General features: G+C 45.5%; 14 protein-coding genes. 6 read left to right on the top strand and 8 right to left on the bottom strand.

The window, feature by feature from the left end; translation table 11 throughout:
• Positions 1-9: 9 nt before the first annotated feature.
• Positions 10-780 (bottom strand): segregation/condensation protein A, encoded by a 771-nt coding sequence (locus HY035_02680; protein MBI3377296.1) that lies wholly within the window; start codon positions 778-780, stop codon positions 10-12.
• Positions 781-921: 141 nt separating this feature from the next.
• Here HY035_02680 and HY035_02675 point away from each other — a divergent pair, with 141 nt between their 5' ends.
• From HY035_02675 to HY035_02650, 6 genes are all read left to right on the top strand, one after another.
• Positions 922-1788, top strand: coding sequence for a sulfide/dihydroorotate dehydrogenase-like FAD/NAD-binding protein (locus tag HY035_02675; GenBank protein ID MBI3377295.1), 867 nt, complete (start codon positions 922-924; stop codon positions 1786-1788).
• The gene (gltA, locus tag HY035_02670) at positions 1785-3206 is read left to right on the top strand and encodes an NADPH-dependent glutamate synthase (GenBank protein ID MBI3377294.1); all 1422 of its coding nucleotides are present in this window, start codon (positions 1785-1787) and stop codon (positions 3204-3206) included. Before HY035_02675 ends, gltA begins: the two co-directional genes overlap by 4 nt.
• A gap of 88 nt (positions 3207-3294) precedes the next feature.
• A complete protein-coding gene (locus HY035_02665) occupies positions 3295-3648 on the top strand; it encodes a zinc ribbon domain-containing protein (GenBank protein MBI3377293.1) in 354 nt (117 codons plus the stop codon).
• A gap of 8 nt (positions 3649-3656) precedes the next feature.
• Positions 3657-5360, top strand: coding sequence for a Flp pilus assembly complex ATPase component TadA (gene tadA, locus HY035_02660; protein ID MBI3377292.1), 1704 nt, complete (start codon positions 3657-3659; stop codon positions 5358-5360).
• 24 nt (positions 5361-5384) lie between these two features.
• Complete coding sequence (locus tag HY035_02655; GenBank protein MBI3377291.1) at positions 5385-5750, top strand: response regulator; 366 nt, start codon at positions 5385-5387, stop codon at positions 5748-5750.
• Positions 5751-5863: 113 nt separating this feature from the next.
• Entirely contained in the window at positions 5864-6172 is a 309-nt protein-coding gene (locus HY035_02650) for a hypothetical protein (GenBank protein MBI3377290.1), read from the top strand.
• 151 nt (positions 6173-6323) lie between these two features.
• Here HY035_02650 and HY035_02645 read toward each other — a convergent pair whose 3' ends face one another.
• The 7 genes from HY035_02645 to cdhC all read right to left on the bottom strand — a co-directional run bounded on the left by HY035_02645 (position 6324) and on the right by cdhC (position 16757).
• Positions 6324-7046, bottom strand: coding sequence for a class I SAM-dependent methyltransferase (locus HY035_02645; protein ID MBI3377289.1), 723 nt, complete (start codon positions 7044-7046; stop codon positions 6324-6326).
• A 196-nt stretch (positions 7047-7242) separates the two neighbouring features.
• Positions 7243-9261, bottom strand: a complete 2019-nt coding sequence (locus HY035_02640; GenBank protein ID MBI3377288.1) for a molybdopterin-dependent oxidoreductase — start codon at positions 9259-9261, stop codon at positions 7243-7245.
• 79 nt (positions 9262-9340) lie between these two features.
• Positions 9341-9931, bottom strand: coding sequence for a 4Fe-4S binding protein (locus tag HY035_02635; protein MBI3377287.1), 591 nt, complete (start codon positions 9929-9931; stop codon positions 9341-9343).
• A gap of 90 nt (positions 9932-10021) precedes the next feature.
• Positions 10022-11908: a 4Fe-4S binding protein gene (locus HY035_02630; protein ID MBI3377286.1), complete on the bottom strand. Its 1887-nt coding sequence runs from the start codon at positions 11906-11908 to the stop codon at positions 10022-10024.
• Positions 11909-11910: 2 nt separating this feature from the next.
• Positions 11911-12396, bottom strand: a complete 486-nt coding sequence (locus HY035_02625) for an NAD(P)H-dependent oxidoreductase subunit E (GenBank protein ID MBI3377285.1) — start codon at positions 12394-12396, stop codon at positions 11911-11913.
• Positions 12397-12441: 45 nt separating this feature from the next.
• Positions 12442-14430 carry an anaerobic carbon-monoxide dehydrogenase catalytic subunit gene (cooS, locus tag HY035_02620; GenBank protein MBI3377284.1) on the bottom strand — a complete coding sequence of 663 codons (1989 nt, stop codon included), beginning with the start codon at positions 14428-14430 and terminating at the stop codon, positions 12442-12444.
• 128 nt (positions 14431-14558) lie between these two features.
• A complete protein-coding gene (gene cdhC / locus HY035_02615) occupies positions 14559-16757 on the bottom strand; it encodes a CO dehydrogenase/CO-methylating acetyl-CoA synthase complex subunit beta (protein MBI3377283.1) in 2199 nt (732 codons plus the stop codon).
• Between the last annotated feature and the right edge of the window lie 85 nt (positions 16758-16842).

Below are 16842 nucleotides of genomic sequence, written 5' to 3'. Positions count from 1 at the left end.
ATTCAAATCTTAAGCCTGGGTTTGCATTTCTTTTTTCTGGGGATTTATCACCCATATGTTCCCAAAATCATTTTCCTGATAGGCCCTGACAAGTCCGAGCCTTATCAGTTCAAGGAGGGCGACAAATGTAACTACGATCTGAACCCTTGACCTGTCTTCCTTAAAAAGGTCTTCAAACCTTACTGTGTCATTATTCTCAAGCATTTCCATTATATGAGAAATCTTGTCTTTTACAGTCAGCGCCTCTCTTGTTATCCGGACTATTTCCGGAGGCGCTGTGTTAAGAATCTTTTTGAATGCGCCGAGGAGGTCAAAGAGGTTGACGTCAAACAGATAAAGTTCAGGCTCTGCGGATTCTGCTTCAGCCTCCTCATCTTTGACAGGTTCTCTATGGAAGATATTCATCCATTCCTCTTCTTTTTCTCTTAAGCCAAGAGATGCGTCTTTGAATGCCTGATATTCAAGAAGCCTCTGGATTAGTTCAAGTCTTGGGTCCTCTTCCTCTCCGGGCGCTTCTTCATCAACAGGGAGAAGCATCCTTGATTTGATGTGTATGAGTGTAGCAGCCATGACAAGGAAATCGCCTGCCACGTCAAGATTCAGTTCTTTCATCATCTCAATGTACTGAAGATACTGTCCTGTGATTACCGCAATGGGTATGTCATAGATGTCAATCTTGTTTTCTTTGATGAGATGCAGGAGAAGATCAAAAGGACCCTCAAACGCAGGAATTTTTACGTTATAGCTGTCTGAAGCGGTTGTGATATCTGTCTGGTCCATTTTTGCCTTTTTAGGGGTTAAATTATTATAGGTATTATACCTCAAAATGAGGTTATTGGTTGTAAATCTTGTGCCTGAGCTATTAAAATATAAAAAATGCTTTATGATTAAAGACAGATAATCTTGCCATGGAGGCTTTTCTTGTATACCATTTTGGATAAACAGGCGCTTAATGATGCAATCAAGCTCATGGTCATAGAGGCGCCCCATGTTGCAAGAAAGGCGAGCGCCGGCCAGTTTGTGATAGTGAGAATAGATGATTTCGGAGAAAGGGTTCCTTTAACCATTGCTGATTTTGACCGCAGTGCAGGCACAGTTACGATAATCTTTCAGGAAGCAGGAAAATCCACAAAGCATCTCGGCAGCCTCAACGCAGGAGATAATCTCGCCACATTTGCAGGCCCGCTGGGACATCCGACAGAGATTAAAAGATACGGCGCTGTCATCTGTGTGGCAGGTGGTGTAGGCATAGCGCCGGTTTATCCTATCGCAAAAGCGCTTAAAGAAGCGGGGAATGTTGTTATCTCCATAGTAGGCGCGCGGAATAAAGGACTCTTATTCTGGGAAGAGAGGATGAGAACCGTATCTGATGAGCTTATCGTCTGTACAGATGACGGTTCTTATGGAAGAAAGGCAGTTGTCACAGAGCCGTTGAAGGAAATCCTAAGCGTAAAGAATATCGCTAATGTCTGGGCCATAGGCCCTGCAATAATGATGAAGTTTGTCTCTATGCTTACAAAAGAATTTAACGTGCCCACAGTTGTCAGCCTTAATACGATAATGATAGACGGCACCGGCATGTGCGGAGGATGCAGGGTATTGCTTGAGGATGGAGCAAAGTTCGTATGTGTTGACGGCCCTGAATTTGACGGCCATAAGATTGACTGGGACAGCCTTCTTTCAAGGCAGAGGATATACCTGAATGAGGAGCGCATAGCTTCCGGGAGATGGGAGCATATCTGCAATCTGGACAAGAGCGATGAGACCGCAGGGGATAAGGATAAATGACAAAACAGGAGCGGATGAAAATACCAAGGCAGGAGATGCCTTTGCAGGATACGCTGATTAGAAGGGGTAACTTTGAAGAGGTGTCCCTGGGTTTACCGGAAGATGCTGCTGTTAAGGAGGCAGAGCGCTGTCTTCAGTGTAAAAAACCTAAATGCGTTGAAGGATGCCCTGTTGGAGTACTCATTCCGCAGTTTATCAAGGCTCTGCGTGAAGGAGACATAAACGAGGCTGTAAGGGTTATGAAGATAAAGAACAATCTGCCGGCTGTCTGCGGCCGCGTATGCCCTCAGGAAAATCAGTGCGAGGGAAACTGCATATTAGGGAAGACAGGCGAGCCTCTCGCAATAGGAAGGCTCGAAAGGTATATTGGAGATTATGAGCTTAGCCGCAGAACGTGCCCGATGGTTAAGCCTCATGATACAGGGAAGAAAGTTGCTGTAGTTGGCTCAGGCCCGGCGGGCATTGCATGTGCTGTGGACCTTGGCAGGGAAGGGCACAAAGTTACGATATTTGAATCTCTTCATTCGGCGGGAGGCGTTCTCATATACGGCATCCCGGAATTCCGGCTTCCAAAGCCGGTCGTTCATTCAGAGATAGATTATGCTGTTCAGTGCCTCGGCATAGAGATAAAGACAGACCATATTATCGGCAGGACAGTTACACTTGATGAGCTCCTCGGCGAATATGACGCTGTTTTTATAGGGACAGGCGCAGGGCTTCCTAATTTCATGAAGATACCTGGAATAAATTACAGCGGCGTCATGTCTGCAAATGAATTTCTCACGAGAATTAATCTTATGAAGGCATATCGCTTTCCTGAATATGACACACCTGTAAGGATTGGCGGGCGTGTGGCTGTAATAGGAGCGGGGAATGTTGCGATGGATTCAGCGCGGTGCGCTGTGAGGCTTCAGAAATCAATGGGAATGGAATCAGGAGAGGTTCATGTTATTTACAGAAGGTCTCGCGATGAAGTTCCTGCAAGATTAGAGGAATTTCATCATGCAGAGGAAGAAGGGATAATCTTTGACTTCCTCACAAGCCCTGTAGAGATATTTGGTGACATTAACGGAAACGTGACAGGGATAAAATGTATCAGGATGAAGCTCGGAGACGCTGACGCTTCAGGAAGAAAAAAACCTGTGCCTTTGGCAAATTCTGAATTTACCATAGATGTTGACACTGTGATAATGGCTCTCGGAACGAGTCCGAATCCTGTGGTATTTACTAATAACGGAAATCTCCGGAGGACGAATGAGGGAACTGTTGTTGCAGACAATGAGACTGGCAGGACATCAAGGGAAAGGCTCTGGGCTGGAGGCGATGTTGTAACAGGCTCTGCAACCGTAATAAGCGCAATGGGCGCAGGGAAAAGGGCTGCGGCGGATATTCACAGGTTTTTGATGGAAGGGATGTAAAGTAATAGGGGATGTGGAGACTGATTATCCCGATTTACTAAACAGCAGTGGTCTGATATAATCGTAAATACAAATGACACTTATATGCTTGAAATGTAAAGCTGAGAACTCAGACAGAAGAAAATTCTGCCGGGAATGCGGCGCATTAATAGCCAATTTCTGCAGGAAGTGCGGTTTTCACAATTCATTTGGAGACAAATACTGCGGAGGCTGCGGCTCATCAATGAGCAGTGCAGCGCCCTTGCCGGGAGGAGCAGGAGAAAACACACCATCAGCAGCGGGGATACTCACGTCGGCAAAATATACAGCAGAAGATATTAAAGAACTGATTGACTCCCAGCCGGACAAGAAAGAGAAAAAAATCAAAAAGAAAGAAACCGCAGAAGCAGGTGAGCTATCTCAGGATACGCTTGACAGGATGTTTGAAAAGGGGAGCGACTGAACACAGCAATGTTTTCAAGAGAAGACGATCTGAAAATTGGCGAAATCCTCGTGGAAAGGGGGATTATCAGTCAGAGCCAGCTTGATACCGCCCTCAAAGAACAAAAGAAACACATAGCAGACAATCAGAAATTAGGAAGTTATCTTATCTCTCTCGGATATGCTACTGAAGTTGATATTGCCAATGTTCTTGGCGCACAGTACAACCTGCCTGTGATGCGGATTGAAGGCCTTAGAATAAAACCCGAAGTAACTGTCATGATTTCAGAGACCCTGGCAAAGAAATATAATATCATGCCTCTTTTCAAGGTCGGCAATGAACTCACACTTGCCGTATCCGACCCGACTGATATTCTCGTCATAGATCTCGTCGCCGCTGAAACACGATGCAGGGTGATCCCTGTTATATCGCCTCCTTCTGATATCTCAAAAGCGATAAACAGACATTATTTCATGAAAGTTGAGACAGAAAGCAGTGAAAAAGCATTGAAGCTATCTCCGACTTCAATAAGCAGGGCTGAGATAGAAGAAATAAAAATGTCAGGAACCGACCTTCCCATCGTAAAAATTGTTGACAGAATGATAATAGAGGCAGTTGAAGATAATGCAAGCGATATTCATGTAGAGCCGCATGAAGCGAGCCTTTCTGTCAGATTCAGGATTGACGGAATTCTGAGGGACACAGGCACATACCCCATGAAAATGCATCCGGGGATTTTATCCAGGATTAAAATCCTTTCTGAGATGGATATCTCCGAAAAACAGAAGCCGCAGGACGGCAGAATAAAGATTAAAGTAGACAAAAAGGAAATCGACATCAGGGTTTCAAGCATACCAACGCTCTATGGCGAAAAAGCCGTGATGAGGCTGCTGAACAGGGCTAATGTAAGGGTAAGCATTGATGCTCTCGATTTTTCAGAAAAAAATTATAAAACCTTTCTTGAGCTCATAAATCAGCCCTACGGCATAGTGCTCGTTACCGGGCCTACGGGAAGCGGCAAGACAACAACTTTGTATGCCGCGCTTCATGAAATAAGCTCTGTAGAGAAAAACATAATAACCGTTGAAGACCCGATAGAATACCAGCTGCCAATTATAAATCAGATGCAGGTAAATCCGAAAAAAGATGTCACTTTTGCCAATGCCCTGAGGGCAATTCTCAGGCAGGACCCTGATGTCATTATGATCGGAGAGATAAGAGACCCTGAAACAGCGGCGATTGCAGCTGAATCAGCGCTTACCGGACACCTTGTTCTCAGCACTTTGCACACGAATGATGCGCCCAGCTCAATAACCCGTCTCACTGACATGGGGGTTGAGCCGTTCCTGCTTGCGCCGTCTCTTATAGGCATTGTTGCTCAAAGGCTCATGAGAAAGATCTGCACAAAGTGCAAAGAGGCGTACACTCCATCAAAAAATGAATTGAAGGCATCCGGCCTCGACATATCTATTGAAGGAATGAAATTCTATAAGGGAATGGGCTGTGATAATTGCAAGCATACAGGATATTCAGGAAGAACCGCTATCTATGAGATACTGGTTGTGGATGAACGAATAAGAGAACTCATCACCCAGAAAGCCTCTGTTGCCGCGTTGAGGGAAGCGGCGGCAAAGACCGGATACAAAGATATGCGTTTCGACGGCATCAAAAAAGTGATTGAAGGAATAACAAGCGTTGAAGAGCTTCTCAGAGTGACAAAGGAAACAAAATAACTTTATATGATGGTATAATTGCCTATGTCAAAGAAGATATTGATTGCAGACGATTCTCCGCAGGTGCGTAAGTCTCTCAGGGAGATTCTTGAAAAAAATAGCTACACGGTTGTCGGAGAGGCGTCAAGCGGCACAGAGGCCATAAAGCTCTGCAGTTCCCTGTCTCCCGATATCCTCATGCTTGATATCATCATGCCGCAGCTTGGCGGCATAGAAGCCCTGAGAATGCTAAGGTCCATGAATAAGGAACTGAAGATAATAATGGTCAGTGCGCTCGATTCAATGGACAGGGTAAAAGAATGCCTGAAAGCAGGGGCAAGTCATTATATCCTAAAACCTTTTGAGGAAGACAAGGTAATTGAAATCCTGAAGAAAATCAGCCCCGAATAAGCGCAATGGGATATGGCAAGAGAGCAGCGGCGTATGTATAGGTTTTTTACATTGACAATAGCTAAAATTAGCGATAAGTTAATGTTAGAAACTATAAATTATGGAGGTTTAAAATGTGGTATGTTTCTATCTTTGACGCCAAAGAGGGCATTGCCAGAGCAGATATCAATCGCGAAAGAATGGAATGGCTGAAAAAAGGCAGGGATAGAATTTTTCAGCAGAAGTGTAAAGCAATTAACAGATATGAAGTGTTAGGAATATCTCCTTTGAAAATCATTTTGATTATTGAAACAGACGACCCGGATGCATTACATTTGCTTTCCACTCATTTTGGCGATGCATGGAATTCGGTAACCTATCCGATTGTGCAGCGTGAGATAGCCGAGGCTTTAGAGGCAGACACCGCAGTTATCGGCGGCTGATGCTATTCGCTCATTAAAACTCGGTTGAGGGGGCGGGAGAGGAAGAAATGGGAGATATGTGGTACTGAGCAGATAACGTTTGTGGCCAAAAGAAGTGTGAAGCATTTGGATGTTAATCTTTTGTGGCGTGTTATCGGAAGTATCTTACATGTTACTTCTTACCGCCAAACATTGTAAATATTCCATATTTATAGTAGCAATCAACATCTTTGAAACCAATAGATTTCAAAGCGTTGAGCTGTTCATCTAAGGTATCTGGTTTGTTATCCGTATTGTCTTTATATCTTTGGATAATGTCATCATAAGCATTGCCTTTTATTCCCAGAACACTTTTTCTTTCTGCAATCCAGTCTCTCCATAGCGAAAGATACCAATGCTCAAGCGTTTCTGTTGGAGAAAGGATAACATCAATATTGAGAAAATACCCTGCAACATCCAGATGAGAATAGATGGTTCTAAATAAGGCTGTTTTCTCTTGCATGGACAAATGATGTATTGCCAATGATGAGACTATAAAATTAAAGTTCTGAAGTGCAATTTGTTTATCCAGAATTTCTTGTAAGCTCGCTTTTAAAATATGAATATTATTAAAGCCTTTCAAACGTTCTGCCGCTTTTTTCAGCATATCCTCTGAACCATCAATAAGGTTTGCGACTATTGAGTCATCAATTTTCAAAAGCTCATGGATTACAATCCCATCACCACATCCAAGGTCAAGGATATTGTTCCCCGATTTGCCGGCGACAAAATGTTTATAAAAAGACTTCAAAATCTCAAAAAGCCTTTTTCGTTCTACGATATAAACATCCGCACTATCCCTGTATTCTTGTGCGAACTCTGCTTTTGCCCATTGAGATTTGCTGAATTCTGTCATATTTTTACCTTTTCCCCCATGTAGGATATTTCAGATAACTTGAACTACTTCATATCCGCAACTATTGCGGATAGTCCGTATTTCATGTGGGTATTATAATGAAAGGAAAGAAAATAAAAAAGGGGCGGTGTTATCCGACACCGCCCCTTTGAAAATTTATTATGGATTCCCGCTTACTGACTGCGGGAATGACAGGTCAAACTCCTGCCATTGCCTTTTCAGACTCTTTGAGCCAGAGAAGCCTTGAGCCGTTGATTACAGAGGCATTGATTGACTCAATCATTTCCTGAGGATTTATATCCAAGCCTTCTTTTTTCTTAAAAGGCTTCAATGTAACCTTTGCCTTTGTCTTTAATGCCTTCTTTATGTCCGTATCCTTCGGCTCTTTTATTGTCTTTCCGAGGACTTCTGATACTGCCATGAAAATCTCCCTATGAGGTTTTGCGCTTCCTGCCGGCTCAATAGCCTTGCAGAGGCATTTAAGCCTTCCCATATAATCAACCATTGTTCCTGACGCCTCAAGGAATGCTGCTGACGGAAGGACCACATCAGCCTGCTTTGCGAGTTCTGTCAGGTGAGAGTTTTGGACTACGAGAAAAGCTGTTTTCGGCCTCTTGCTTAGAGGAAGCTCTCCGATTGCATAAATTGCGCTCATTCCGTCATTAACCATTTCTTTGTAGGATTTTCCTTCGCCTTCAATTCCCATTAAGATAACGCCTTTGGCATTGCTCTCTATAGGTACTGCAACTGCTGTCCCTTTTATCAATGAGAGATTTGCAGATGCATCGTAGAGGGAAGGGGAGGAGAATATCAGCGGATTATTTGCTGCCATGAATAGCTCTGCGCCTTTTATAGCATCATCTGAAGGATCAACAGATGCGAGCGCATGAACCATTTCTTTTGGAGCTTTTCCGCCTTTGGAGATTACACCCTGCGCAATCTCGGAGAGTATCTTTGCCTCATCGCCTTTGATGCTTAATGCTGCAACTGCCGATATGTTTGTATCGCCTGAATTTATCACAATAAGCTTTGCGCCTGAATTTACTCTCCTTCTTACTGCCGCATCAAGCGCGGGCAATACCCTGGTCCATTGACTGGGATTAAGCCCTGCAAGTATTATGAGGTCTGCTGAATCAATATCAGCGCCCTCATTTTTCAGAGAATCAGCATCGGCGTAGAGACTTGCCGTTGTATCTAAATTCTTTGACTTCACAGCAGAAGCAAGCTGTTTAAGGACAAGCGCATCCTCATTCATTATTCCTGCGGTGCTTATAAACCCTGCTGACGCGCCTGCATGTTTGAGTTTGTCTGCAACTATGTTTATTGCGTCTTCCCATGTTGTCTCTTTCAGTTCATTCCCGACTTTTTTCATCGGAGCTGTTACCCTTGTCTCTGCTTCTATGCAATCAAATCCAAACCTGCCGTAGGCGCAGATATATTTTTCTGCAGAGCCGTCAGCTCCGCCCGAGTTTATCTTTGCGATTCTGCCTTCTTTTGTGCTTACTGATATGTCGCAGCCGTTTCCGCATAAGAGACATACAGATCTTGTTTTTTCGTATTCCCATTCTCTTCCTTTTCTCCACCTGTCAGCTTCAAGCAGGGCATTAACAGGGCAGGCGTCAACACAGCTTCCGCAGAAGGTGCATGAAGATTCCTGAAGGGGCTTGTCGTTTGCCGTTATTACCTTTGCGCCTACGCCGCGGCCCATGAAGTCAAGAACATTGGTCCCCTGATGCCTGCATACACGGACGCATTTGCCGCATAGGATACAGTAGTCAGGGTCGCGCTTTATGAACGGATTCCCCTCGTCTATAGAAAATCCTAATTTCTTTCTTGTAAAAGTGGATTCCTTAAGTTCAAAGTCGTATGCATACTGCTGAAGGTTGCAGACGCCTGCCTTTGTGCATGTCATGCAATCCAGTGGATGCATAGAGAGGATAAGGTCAATGACAAACTTTCTGGTTTCCGTTATTTTATCTGTTTTGGTATTTACAACTATGCCTTCTTTGACCTTTGTATTGCAGGCTATCATAGGAGCCTTTGAGCCTTCTATCTCTACAAGGCAGAGCCTGCAAGCTCCGATGCCGGGCATCCCTTTTAAGTAGCATAGATTGGGAATATGAATCCCCGCAGTCTCAGCGGCATCAATGAGATTCATTCCATCAGGAGCCTGAATCTCCTTGCCGTCTATCGTAAGTTTTATCATGTTTGCCATTTAGTCCTCCATCGTGCAAAATTCAAAATTTAAAATTTAAAATTCAAAATTCTGAAGTCTTGAATTTTGAATCTTGAATTCATCTTGCTCCCACCGGTTCTTTGCTCTTCACGTCAACAACTATAATCGCGCCTTCAGGGCATACCTTTATGCATTCACCGCATTTTGTGCATCTTTTCTGTCTTATCTCGAATGGAAGATAGCCGCTCTTGTAACCTTTTTTCTTTTCTCCTGTGATTGCATCATCTTTGCAAGCATCCTGACATAATCCGCATAAGATGCATTTCTCCGGTATAATCCTGTACACTATTAAAGAAGAGCATTCCCTGTCAGGGCATCTTCCCTCTGTATGTTCTTTAAAGATATTTGTCCCCATCCATTCAAGAATGAATGCTGCTGTGTCTTTTCCTCTTTTGCATCTTGAAGATTCGAGCATGTCAGATGCTATTCTTTTTATGGCAAAGATATCAGTCTCAGAGCCTTTGCCTTCCGTAAGGTTTTTAAGCCGTATCTTTGCCTCATAGACGCCCATCTCGCAAGGAAAGCATTTGCCGCACATGGGGCCTGCAAGAAATTCCTCTATATAGTAAAGGGACTTACTTACAGGGCATTTCTTTGCCTCTGCTTCTTTCTTTATGTCTTCAACCTTTTTTTCTTTTACGTCGCTCATCGCACCCCCACTTTTGTCATTCCGCACTTGATGCGGAATCCAGTCTTTTTTCTCTGGATTCCTGCTTCCGCAGGAATGACAGATAATACTTTAACCACTGACACTGACACTTTTTCTTTTCTGTTTTTCAATCTTCACCGCGCCAATCGGACATGCAAGGTAACACGCCTTGCACTTCGTACAATAGTCCTGATCTATAAAGAAGGACCTTGATGTTTCCTTCACCGCATCGAATCCACACGCCTGTTTGCAGAGCCCGCACAGGAAGCACTGTTCATGGTCTATGCTGTAAACACCAAGCCCGCTGCATGCCTTGGCCCTGCAGTATTTGTCATGGATATGCTCCTCGTACTCATCCCTGAAATATTTTATTGTAGTGAGAACCGGATTAGGCGCGCTGTTTCCAAGGCCGCAGAGTGCGCTCTCCTTAACCTTTTCTCCTATCGCTGTCAGCTTTTCTATATCTCCTGATTCGCCTTTTCCTGTCGTAATTTTTTCCAGTATCTCGAGCATCTGGTATGTGCCTATCCTGCATGGAGGGCATTTACCGCAGGACTCTGACTTGCAAAATGAAAGGAAGTATTTTGCGACATCAACCATGCAGTTGTCTTCGTCCAGAACAACCATTCCGCCTGAACCCATCATGGAACCAACCTTTGCGAGCGTATCAAAGTCAACAGGCGTATCAAGCAGGCGCTCAGGTATGCATCCTCCTGACGGCCCTCCTGTCTGCACAGCCTTGAATTTCTTTCCGTCCATGACTCCGCCGCCGATGTCGTATATTATTTCTTTAAGAGTAATTCCCATAGGAACTTCAACCAGGCCTGTATTAACAACCTTTCCTGTTAGCGCAAATACCTTTGTGCCCGGAGAATTCTTTGTGCCAATGCCCATGAACCAGTCAGCGCCTTTCTCTATGATTGGAGGAACACAGACATAAGTCTCTATGTTATTCAAGTTGCTCGGATAACCCCAGACGCCTCCGCCCCGCTCTGAAAGCCTTGGAGGCCTTGGCCTTGGAAATCCCCTTTCGCCCTCGACAGAGGCAACAAGCGCTGTTGATTCACCGCAGACGAATGCTCCAGCGCCTTCTCTTATGTCTATGGTAAAGTTGAAGTTTGTGCCGAGTATGTTTTTGCCGAGAATTCCGAGTTCCATTGCCTGATTGATTGCGTGTGTCAGGTTTTTAACTGCCAGAGGATATTCGTGTCTCACATATATCATCCCGTAATCTGCGCCTATTGCATACGCGCATAAGAGCATCCCCTCAAACAGGCTGTGAGGGTCTCCTTCCATGACAGACCTGTCCATGAATGCTCCGGGGTCGCCTTCGTCTCCATTGGCTATCACGAGCTTTGTCTTGCCCTGAGCGCTCTTTGTGTGTTTCCATTTTTTGCCTGCAGGGAATCCTGCGCCGCCCCTTCCTCTGAGGTTAGCCTTATCAACCTCGTTCAGCACCCGGTCAGGGGTCATTGAGCCCAAGGCTTTTCCCAAAGCCGAATAACCGCCTACTGCGATATAGTGATGTATATTTTTCGGGTCTATAAGCCCGTTATTCCTTAAGGCGATTCTGAGCTGCTTCTTGTAGAAGGGAACATCAGTCATCTCAGGGATGGGCTCGCTTAGGATATTATCCCTATATAGGCTCTGTCTGTAAGGTATATTGCCAAGCACTGTATAACTTATAATCGCTTTTGCATGTTCGGGTTTTAGCTTTTGATAGAATAGGCCCTGAGGCTCAACCTTCATTACAGGACCTTTCTGGCACAGGCCCTGACAGCCTGTCTTTACAATATCAAGATTAATTCCGCGTTTGCCTGCCTCTTCTTCCATTGCAGAGAGCACCTTGGGAGTTCCTGTAGCAGTGCAAGCTGTTCCGCTGCAGAGCCTTACTCTTGGTATCTCAGGCCTGAAGGTTTCGTCTTTGAGACGGTCACTGAGTTTTTTAAGATCATCTATAGATTTTAATCTTTCCATAGCTATTTCCCTTTAACTTCTTTTATCAGGGCCTCAACCCTTTTAACAGACAGATCTCCTACTACATCTTCATTGACCGTGACAACAGGAGCAAGGCCGCAGCATCCGACGCATCCGACTGTCTCCAGAGTCAGAGCAAGGTCAGGCGTTGTCTCTCCTTCTTTTACGCCGAAGGCCTCTTCAAATTTTTCGAGCACTTTATGTGAGCCCCTGACATGGCAGGCTGTTCCCGCGCAGACGCAGACAACATTTTTGCCCCGGGGCTTGAAATAGAAGTGTTTATAGAATGAGGCTGTGCTGTATACCTCCGACAAAGGTATATCGAGCTTTCTTGACAGTAATCTCAGTTGTTCCTCCGGAAGGTAGTTATGCTCCTTCTGTATCTGTTGGAATGCATGTATTAAAATGCCCCTTTTTTTCTGTGTATCTGTCAGAATTTCCCTGACATTTCCTATCTTTTCATTGACATCAAACTCTGCTGCTTTCATCTAACCTCCGAAATATAGGTCATATAGGACTTATAAGACCTATTCTTAATATATTCCAATATGCGGTTTAGCCGCTCTTTCAATCTCACGCCTTGCTGCCATATCCATAAGCACTCTTTCTGCGCCGAATTTCCCCGGCTCGTACTTCTTGAGCTTAAGCGCCTCTCTCGCCTTGTCTATGTAATCGAGTGCCATCTCAAGTATCTTTTCAGGATCGGGTTCGAAATGGAGCGCTCCCCTGAACCTCTCGAACCAGACCTCTGTCATTATCCTTGTAACTTCCTTGCTTGCTGCAACAGGTGATTCACCGCCGAATATTACAGGCACGCCTGATGCTGCAAAATAGCAGCCTATGGCAATCGCCTTTTCGGTTATGAATTCAGGCGCGATGCCGACTGCAGGCATTCCTCCGATTTCATCAGATAGGCCGCCTTCTGCAGCCATAGCGCTTGCTATTGTAAGAATCCTTGTATTGTCAACACAGGATCCTAAATGCAATATTGGAGGAATTCCTATAGCCTCGCATACTTCCCTGAGGCCCGGCCCTGCGTTTTCGAGCGCCATTTCCGGAGTGAGAAATCCTGCAGTGCCGCAGGAAGCAGAGCTGCAGCCTGTTGAAAGAACGAGCACGTCATTCTTTATCAGTTCTGTAGCAAGGAATTTGTGAATGCCCGTTGCAGGAACTCTCGGATTGTCGCATCCTGCCAGACCTACGACTCCGCGAATTCTTCCTGCTATTATCGCGTCATTCAGAGGCCTGAAAGACGCCCTCCATTTTCCGCCCTGCATATATTCTATGTATTCGTGTGAAAATCCGGCTATAACAGGGAATTTTTCAGTAACATGGCTTCCTGTTGCCTTTCTGTTCGGGTAATTATCTATCGCCATCTTTACTATCTCGCGTGCGATTTCCTTGGCCCTGTGCTCATCGAACTCAACATGAACTGCCCCGGGAATCTTGACCTTGTTGGATGTCGTTATCACCTTTGTATGAAACTTCTTTGAAAGTTCTGTAAGGGAAGGCATGATGCACTGCACGTCCACAACCATCGCGTCAATGAGCCCTGTCATAATACCGAGTTCCTGATTGGTGAAACCTCCGGCTGTTGGAATGCCATGGCGCATCATTACTTCATTTGCCGTACAGCACATTCCTCCGAGATTCACTCCTTTTGCTCCTTTGGACTGTGCATACGCAACTATCTCAGATTCGCAAGTTACATCAACTATCATCTCAGCAAGGGTAGGTTCATGGCCGTGAATAACCAGATTTACCTCGTCTTCCTTGAATATGCCAAGGCTTGCCTCTGCCTTTACCGGCATGGGCGTCCCGAAAAGTATATCGGTCAAATCTGTGGATATCATGCTGCCGCCCCATCCGTTTGAGAGCGCGGTCCTCAGGCCATGGGTGAGAAGGGAGTCCGCATCAGCATCCATGCCCATTGTCGTCCTGTCGAGACACTCGACTATTTCCCTATCAATGCCCCTCGGTACAATGCCCCATTTCTTCCATCTCTCCTGTGTCTTTTGTGGCGCCCTTCTCGTAAAATTAACTACCCCTCCCCTCTGGCGTCCAAAGTCCTCCATGAGTTTGAGGGCCACGTCTTTTGCCACATCGTTTACAGGCCTGCCTTCAAATTCGATATCGAGGTATCCTGCTATTCTGTATAACTTCCTTACGTCCTTTATCTGAAAGTCCTTTGCCTCTCCCTCGGCTACGGCTAAAAGCGTATAGACCATATCCCTTCCATGATTGCCGTGGCAGGCAGTCCCTCCCGCAATCATTCTGACAAGATTCCTCGCCGCAACTACCGGAAGGCTTGCGCCGCATACGCCTCTTGCATCTTCTTCAGCATTTTTTCCTGCGAGCCTGCACGGCCCCATATGGCAGACCTTACAGCATGCGCCTGTCTCGCCTATCGGGCAGGGCTTGAGCTTTTCAGCCCTTGTAAAACATGTCTCAATCCCGCGGGATTCTCCCCATTCTATGATCTGTTCTGCTTCTTTATTGGCGCTTTTTACAACCTTTTCCATTTTATCCTCCTAAAATCCTACTTTTACACTTTTGTTATTGCGAGCAAAGCGAAGCAATCTCAGTTGTTCATTTTTTAGATTGCTTCGTCGCTATTCGCTCCTCGCAATGACATCTTAAAACTATTTTATTATAACATCGGGTCCATGCTGAGAGCCGGATGTCCTGCCTGAGTAAGAAACTCAAGCAGCTTCTCTGAGTCCTCTGCTACTGTCTCATCTGCAATCTTGTCTATGAGGTCAGACACTCCTTCTTCGGCAGCTCTCTTGCTGAAGGCCTCTTTGAGCCCTTCCTTGAGGTTCTTTGTCATCCATACAATCCTCTTGAGGCCGCCGTCGCCGAAGAGAAATTTTTTGCTCGTTATAAAATTTCTGCCTATCCCCATAAACCCTGGAGACTGAACACCTCCGCCGACAGAGCCTGCCAGTGTGGAGAATTTCATGCCTGCGGGCGTCATTCCTGTATGACCGCGCTGGACAATCATGACCCCGTTCGCTTCAGGCACGATAGCGAGTATGCATTCAAAGCAGCCGCAGGAGGTCATGGGGTTTTCCATGACTGTGTATAAATTAAGCGTCTCAACTGCTCCGCCCGATGCCTTTTTCAGGTATTCGTCTATGCCTGCGTATCTTCCGTATCTTGCATCCATGAGCGCGCCCTTTGGGATCGGCTGGTTGCCTCCGGTCGGGTCTATCTCATAAGCAGCCTTTCCGTCAAGCCAGTTGTATGCGCCGCAAAGGCCCAGCCTTTCAGGGCTTATGACACATACATGGCTTGGCGCAAATGACTGGCAGAGGAGGCACGAATAAAAAATATCCACTGCCTCATCAGTAAGCGAACCGAGCCTCTGGTCACGATCCTTGTATGCCTTTCTCGCTTCTTCCTGTATGGCAAGAACATCTTTTTCATCGGTGTATATTGTAACCTGCACCTTATCCACGATTGATTTGAACCTGTGATGTGTCATGGTTGTCATGACCACGCCGATGTGTTCTAATGTTATGCCTTCTTTTTTTGCATTGCTGCTGATTCTTATCCAGTTGAGGTCGCGCTGGCCCATGTGCCAGAGTCCCTGCGCCTCGTTTATGTTATGGTGTATCTTTCTTTCAATGACAGACTCAAAGTCCTTCTGCATTTTTCTTCCTGCCGCATCTATCACGATGGCTAACGGCATCTGTCCGCCTTTTTCGTATTTCTCTTTCCAGCCGTCTCCTACAATAATTACCTTGTTGTCTTCTATCTCATTCAGTTCCTTCATCCTGACCCATTCAAATGAAGGTGTTCTCTGTCCGCCGAATTCAATGAACATATCCTCTTTTCTTATTCTCTCGCCCTCAAAGGCAGGCCCGTATGCAACAGGTATAGGAGGCTTTTCAACACTAATCTTTAACCCTCTCTGTTCAATAGCCCTCTGCACTATCTTTCCAGGGTCCAGCTCTTTGTCCACTTCTTCGTATATGCATACTCCCGTAGGATGTATGACCGGAACGTCTGTATCTGCAATTGCAGGGAATCCCATGTTAATTGCTCCCGCTCCTGTAGTCCATATTATGTTGTTAAGTTCGCCGAGAACTACTGCGAATGCAAAGACCCTGTCTTTCTGATATTTGAGATGCTCTTTGTACTCGCCGGGTTTTTTGCCGCCGAATATCAGGGATGCCCTTATGGCCCAGTCAAGAGCATAGAGCGTATGTTCTGTATCAGGGCCGAGAGGGACGATTCTTGTGTCCCATCCAAGTTCAACACCCTTTCTCAAAAGCTGTTTTGTAACGCTGTTGCCGTTCACATTGCCTGAAAGGAATGTGAGGATATTCTTTTCCTGAAGTTCCCTGACAATGCTTACGGCGACATCGTCATTCGGAGCAGCGCCTATAATTGCGGCAAAGCCCGGCATTGTGCCGTCAACAAGCTGGATACCCAGATTCCTCTGGATAGTGTCGGTGATAAATCCATTATATACATAACCTGTCTCGGGATCTTTAGCAGGCTCCAGTCCGTTTATGTATTTCAATGCAAGCAGGATCTCTTCCGCAAAGAGAGTTGCCATCCCTGAGTCCAGCGCCTCACCGAGATATGGTTTCCATAAATGCTCTTCAGGCTCGTCATGAAGCAGTTCCTTTGCCAGGCCCAGCGCAACTTTCATATCGCCCAGTGTTTTAACGGGGAAGGCTGTCATTGCGTAAATCATTGGAAGATAAAAAGCGGTGTCAGGGAATTCAAAAGCGAAGTCTCTGCCTTTTTCTGCAGTGGTTTTTTCAAGCAGTTCTTCTGCTTGTTTTACCAGTGTATGCGCGCCTCTTATGGCTGCAGAGGCTATTAACTTGGACATTGTTACCTCCTCAAAATAGTAAATTCCTTCTACTGTCATTCCGTGCTTGACACGGAATCCAGTCTTTTCTGGATTCCCGCTTTCG

This window comes from Nitrospirota bacterium, from assembly GCA_016195565.1.
In the GTDB taxonomy this organism is placed as follows: Bacteria; Nitrospirota; Thermodesulfovibrionia; order Thermodesulfovibrionales; family UBA1546; genus UBA1546.
The sequence above is the reverse complement of the archived record's forward strand: the minus strand, read 5'-3'. Positions and strand labels throughout refer to the sequence as shown.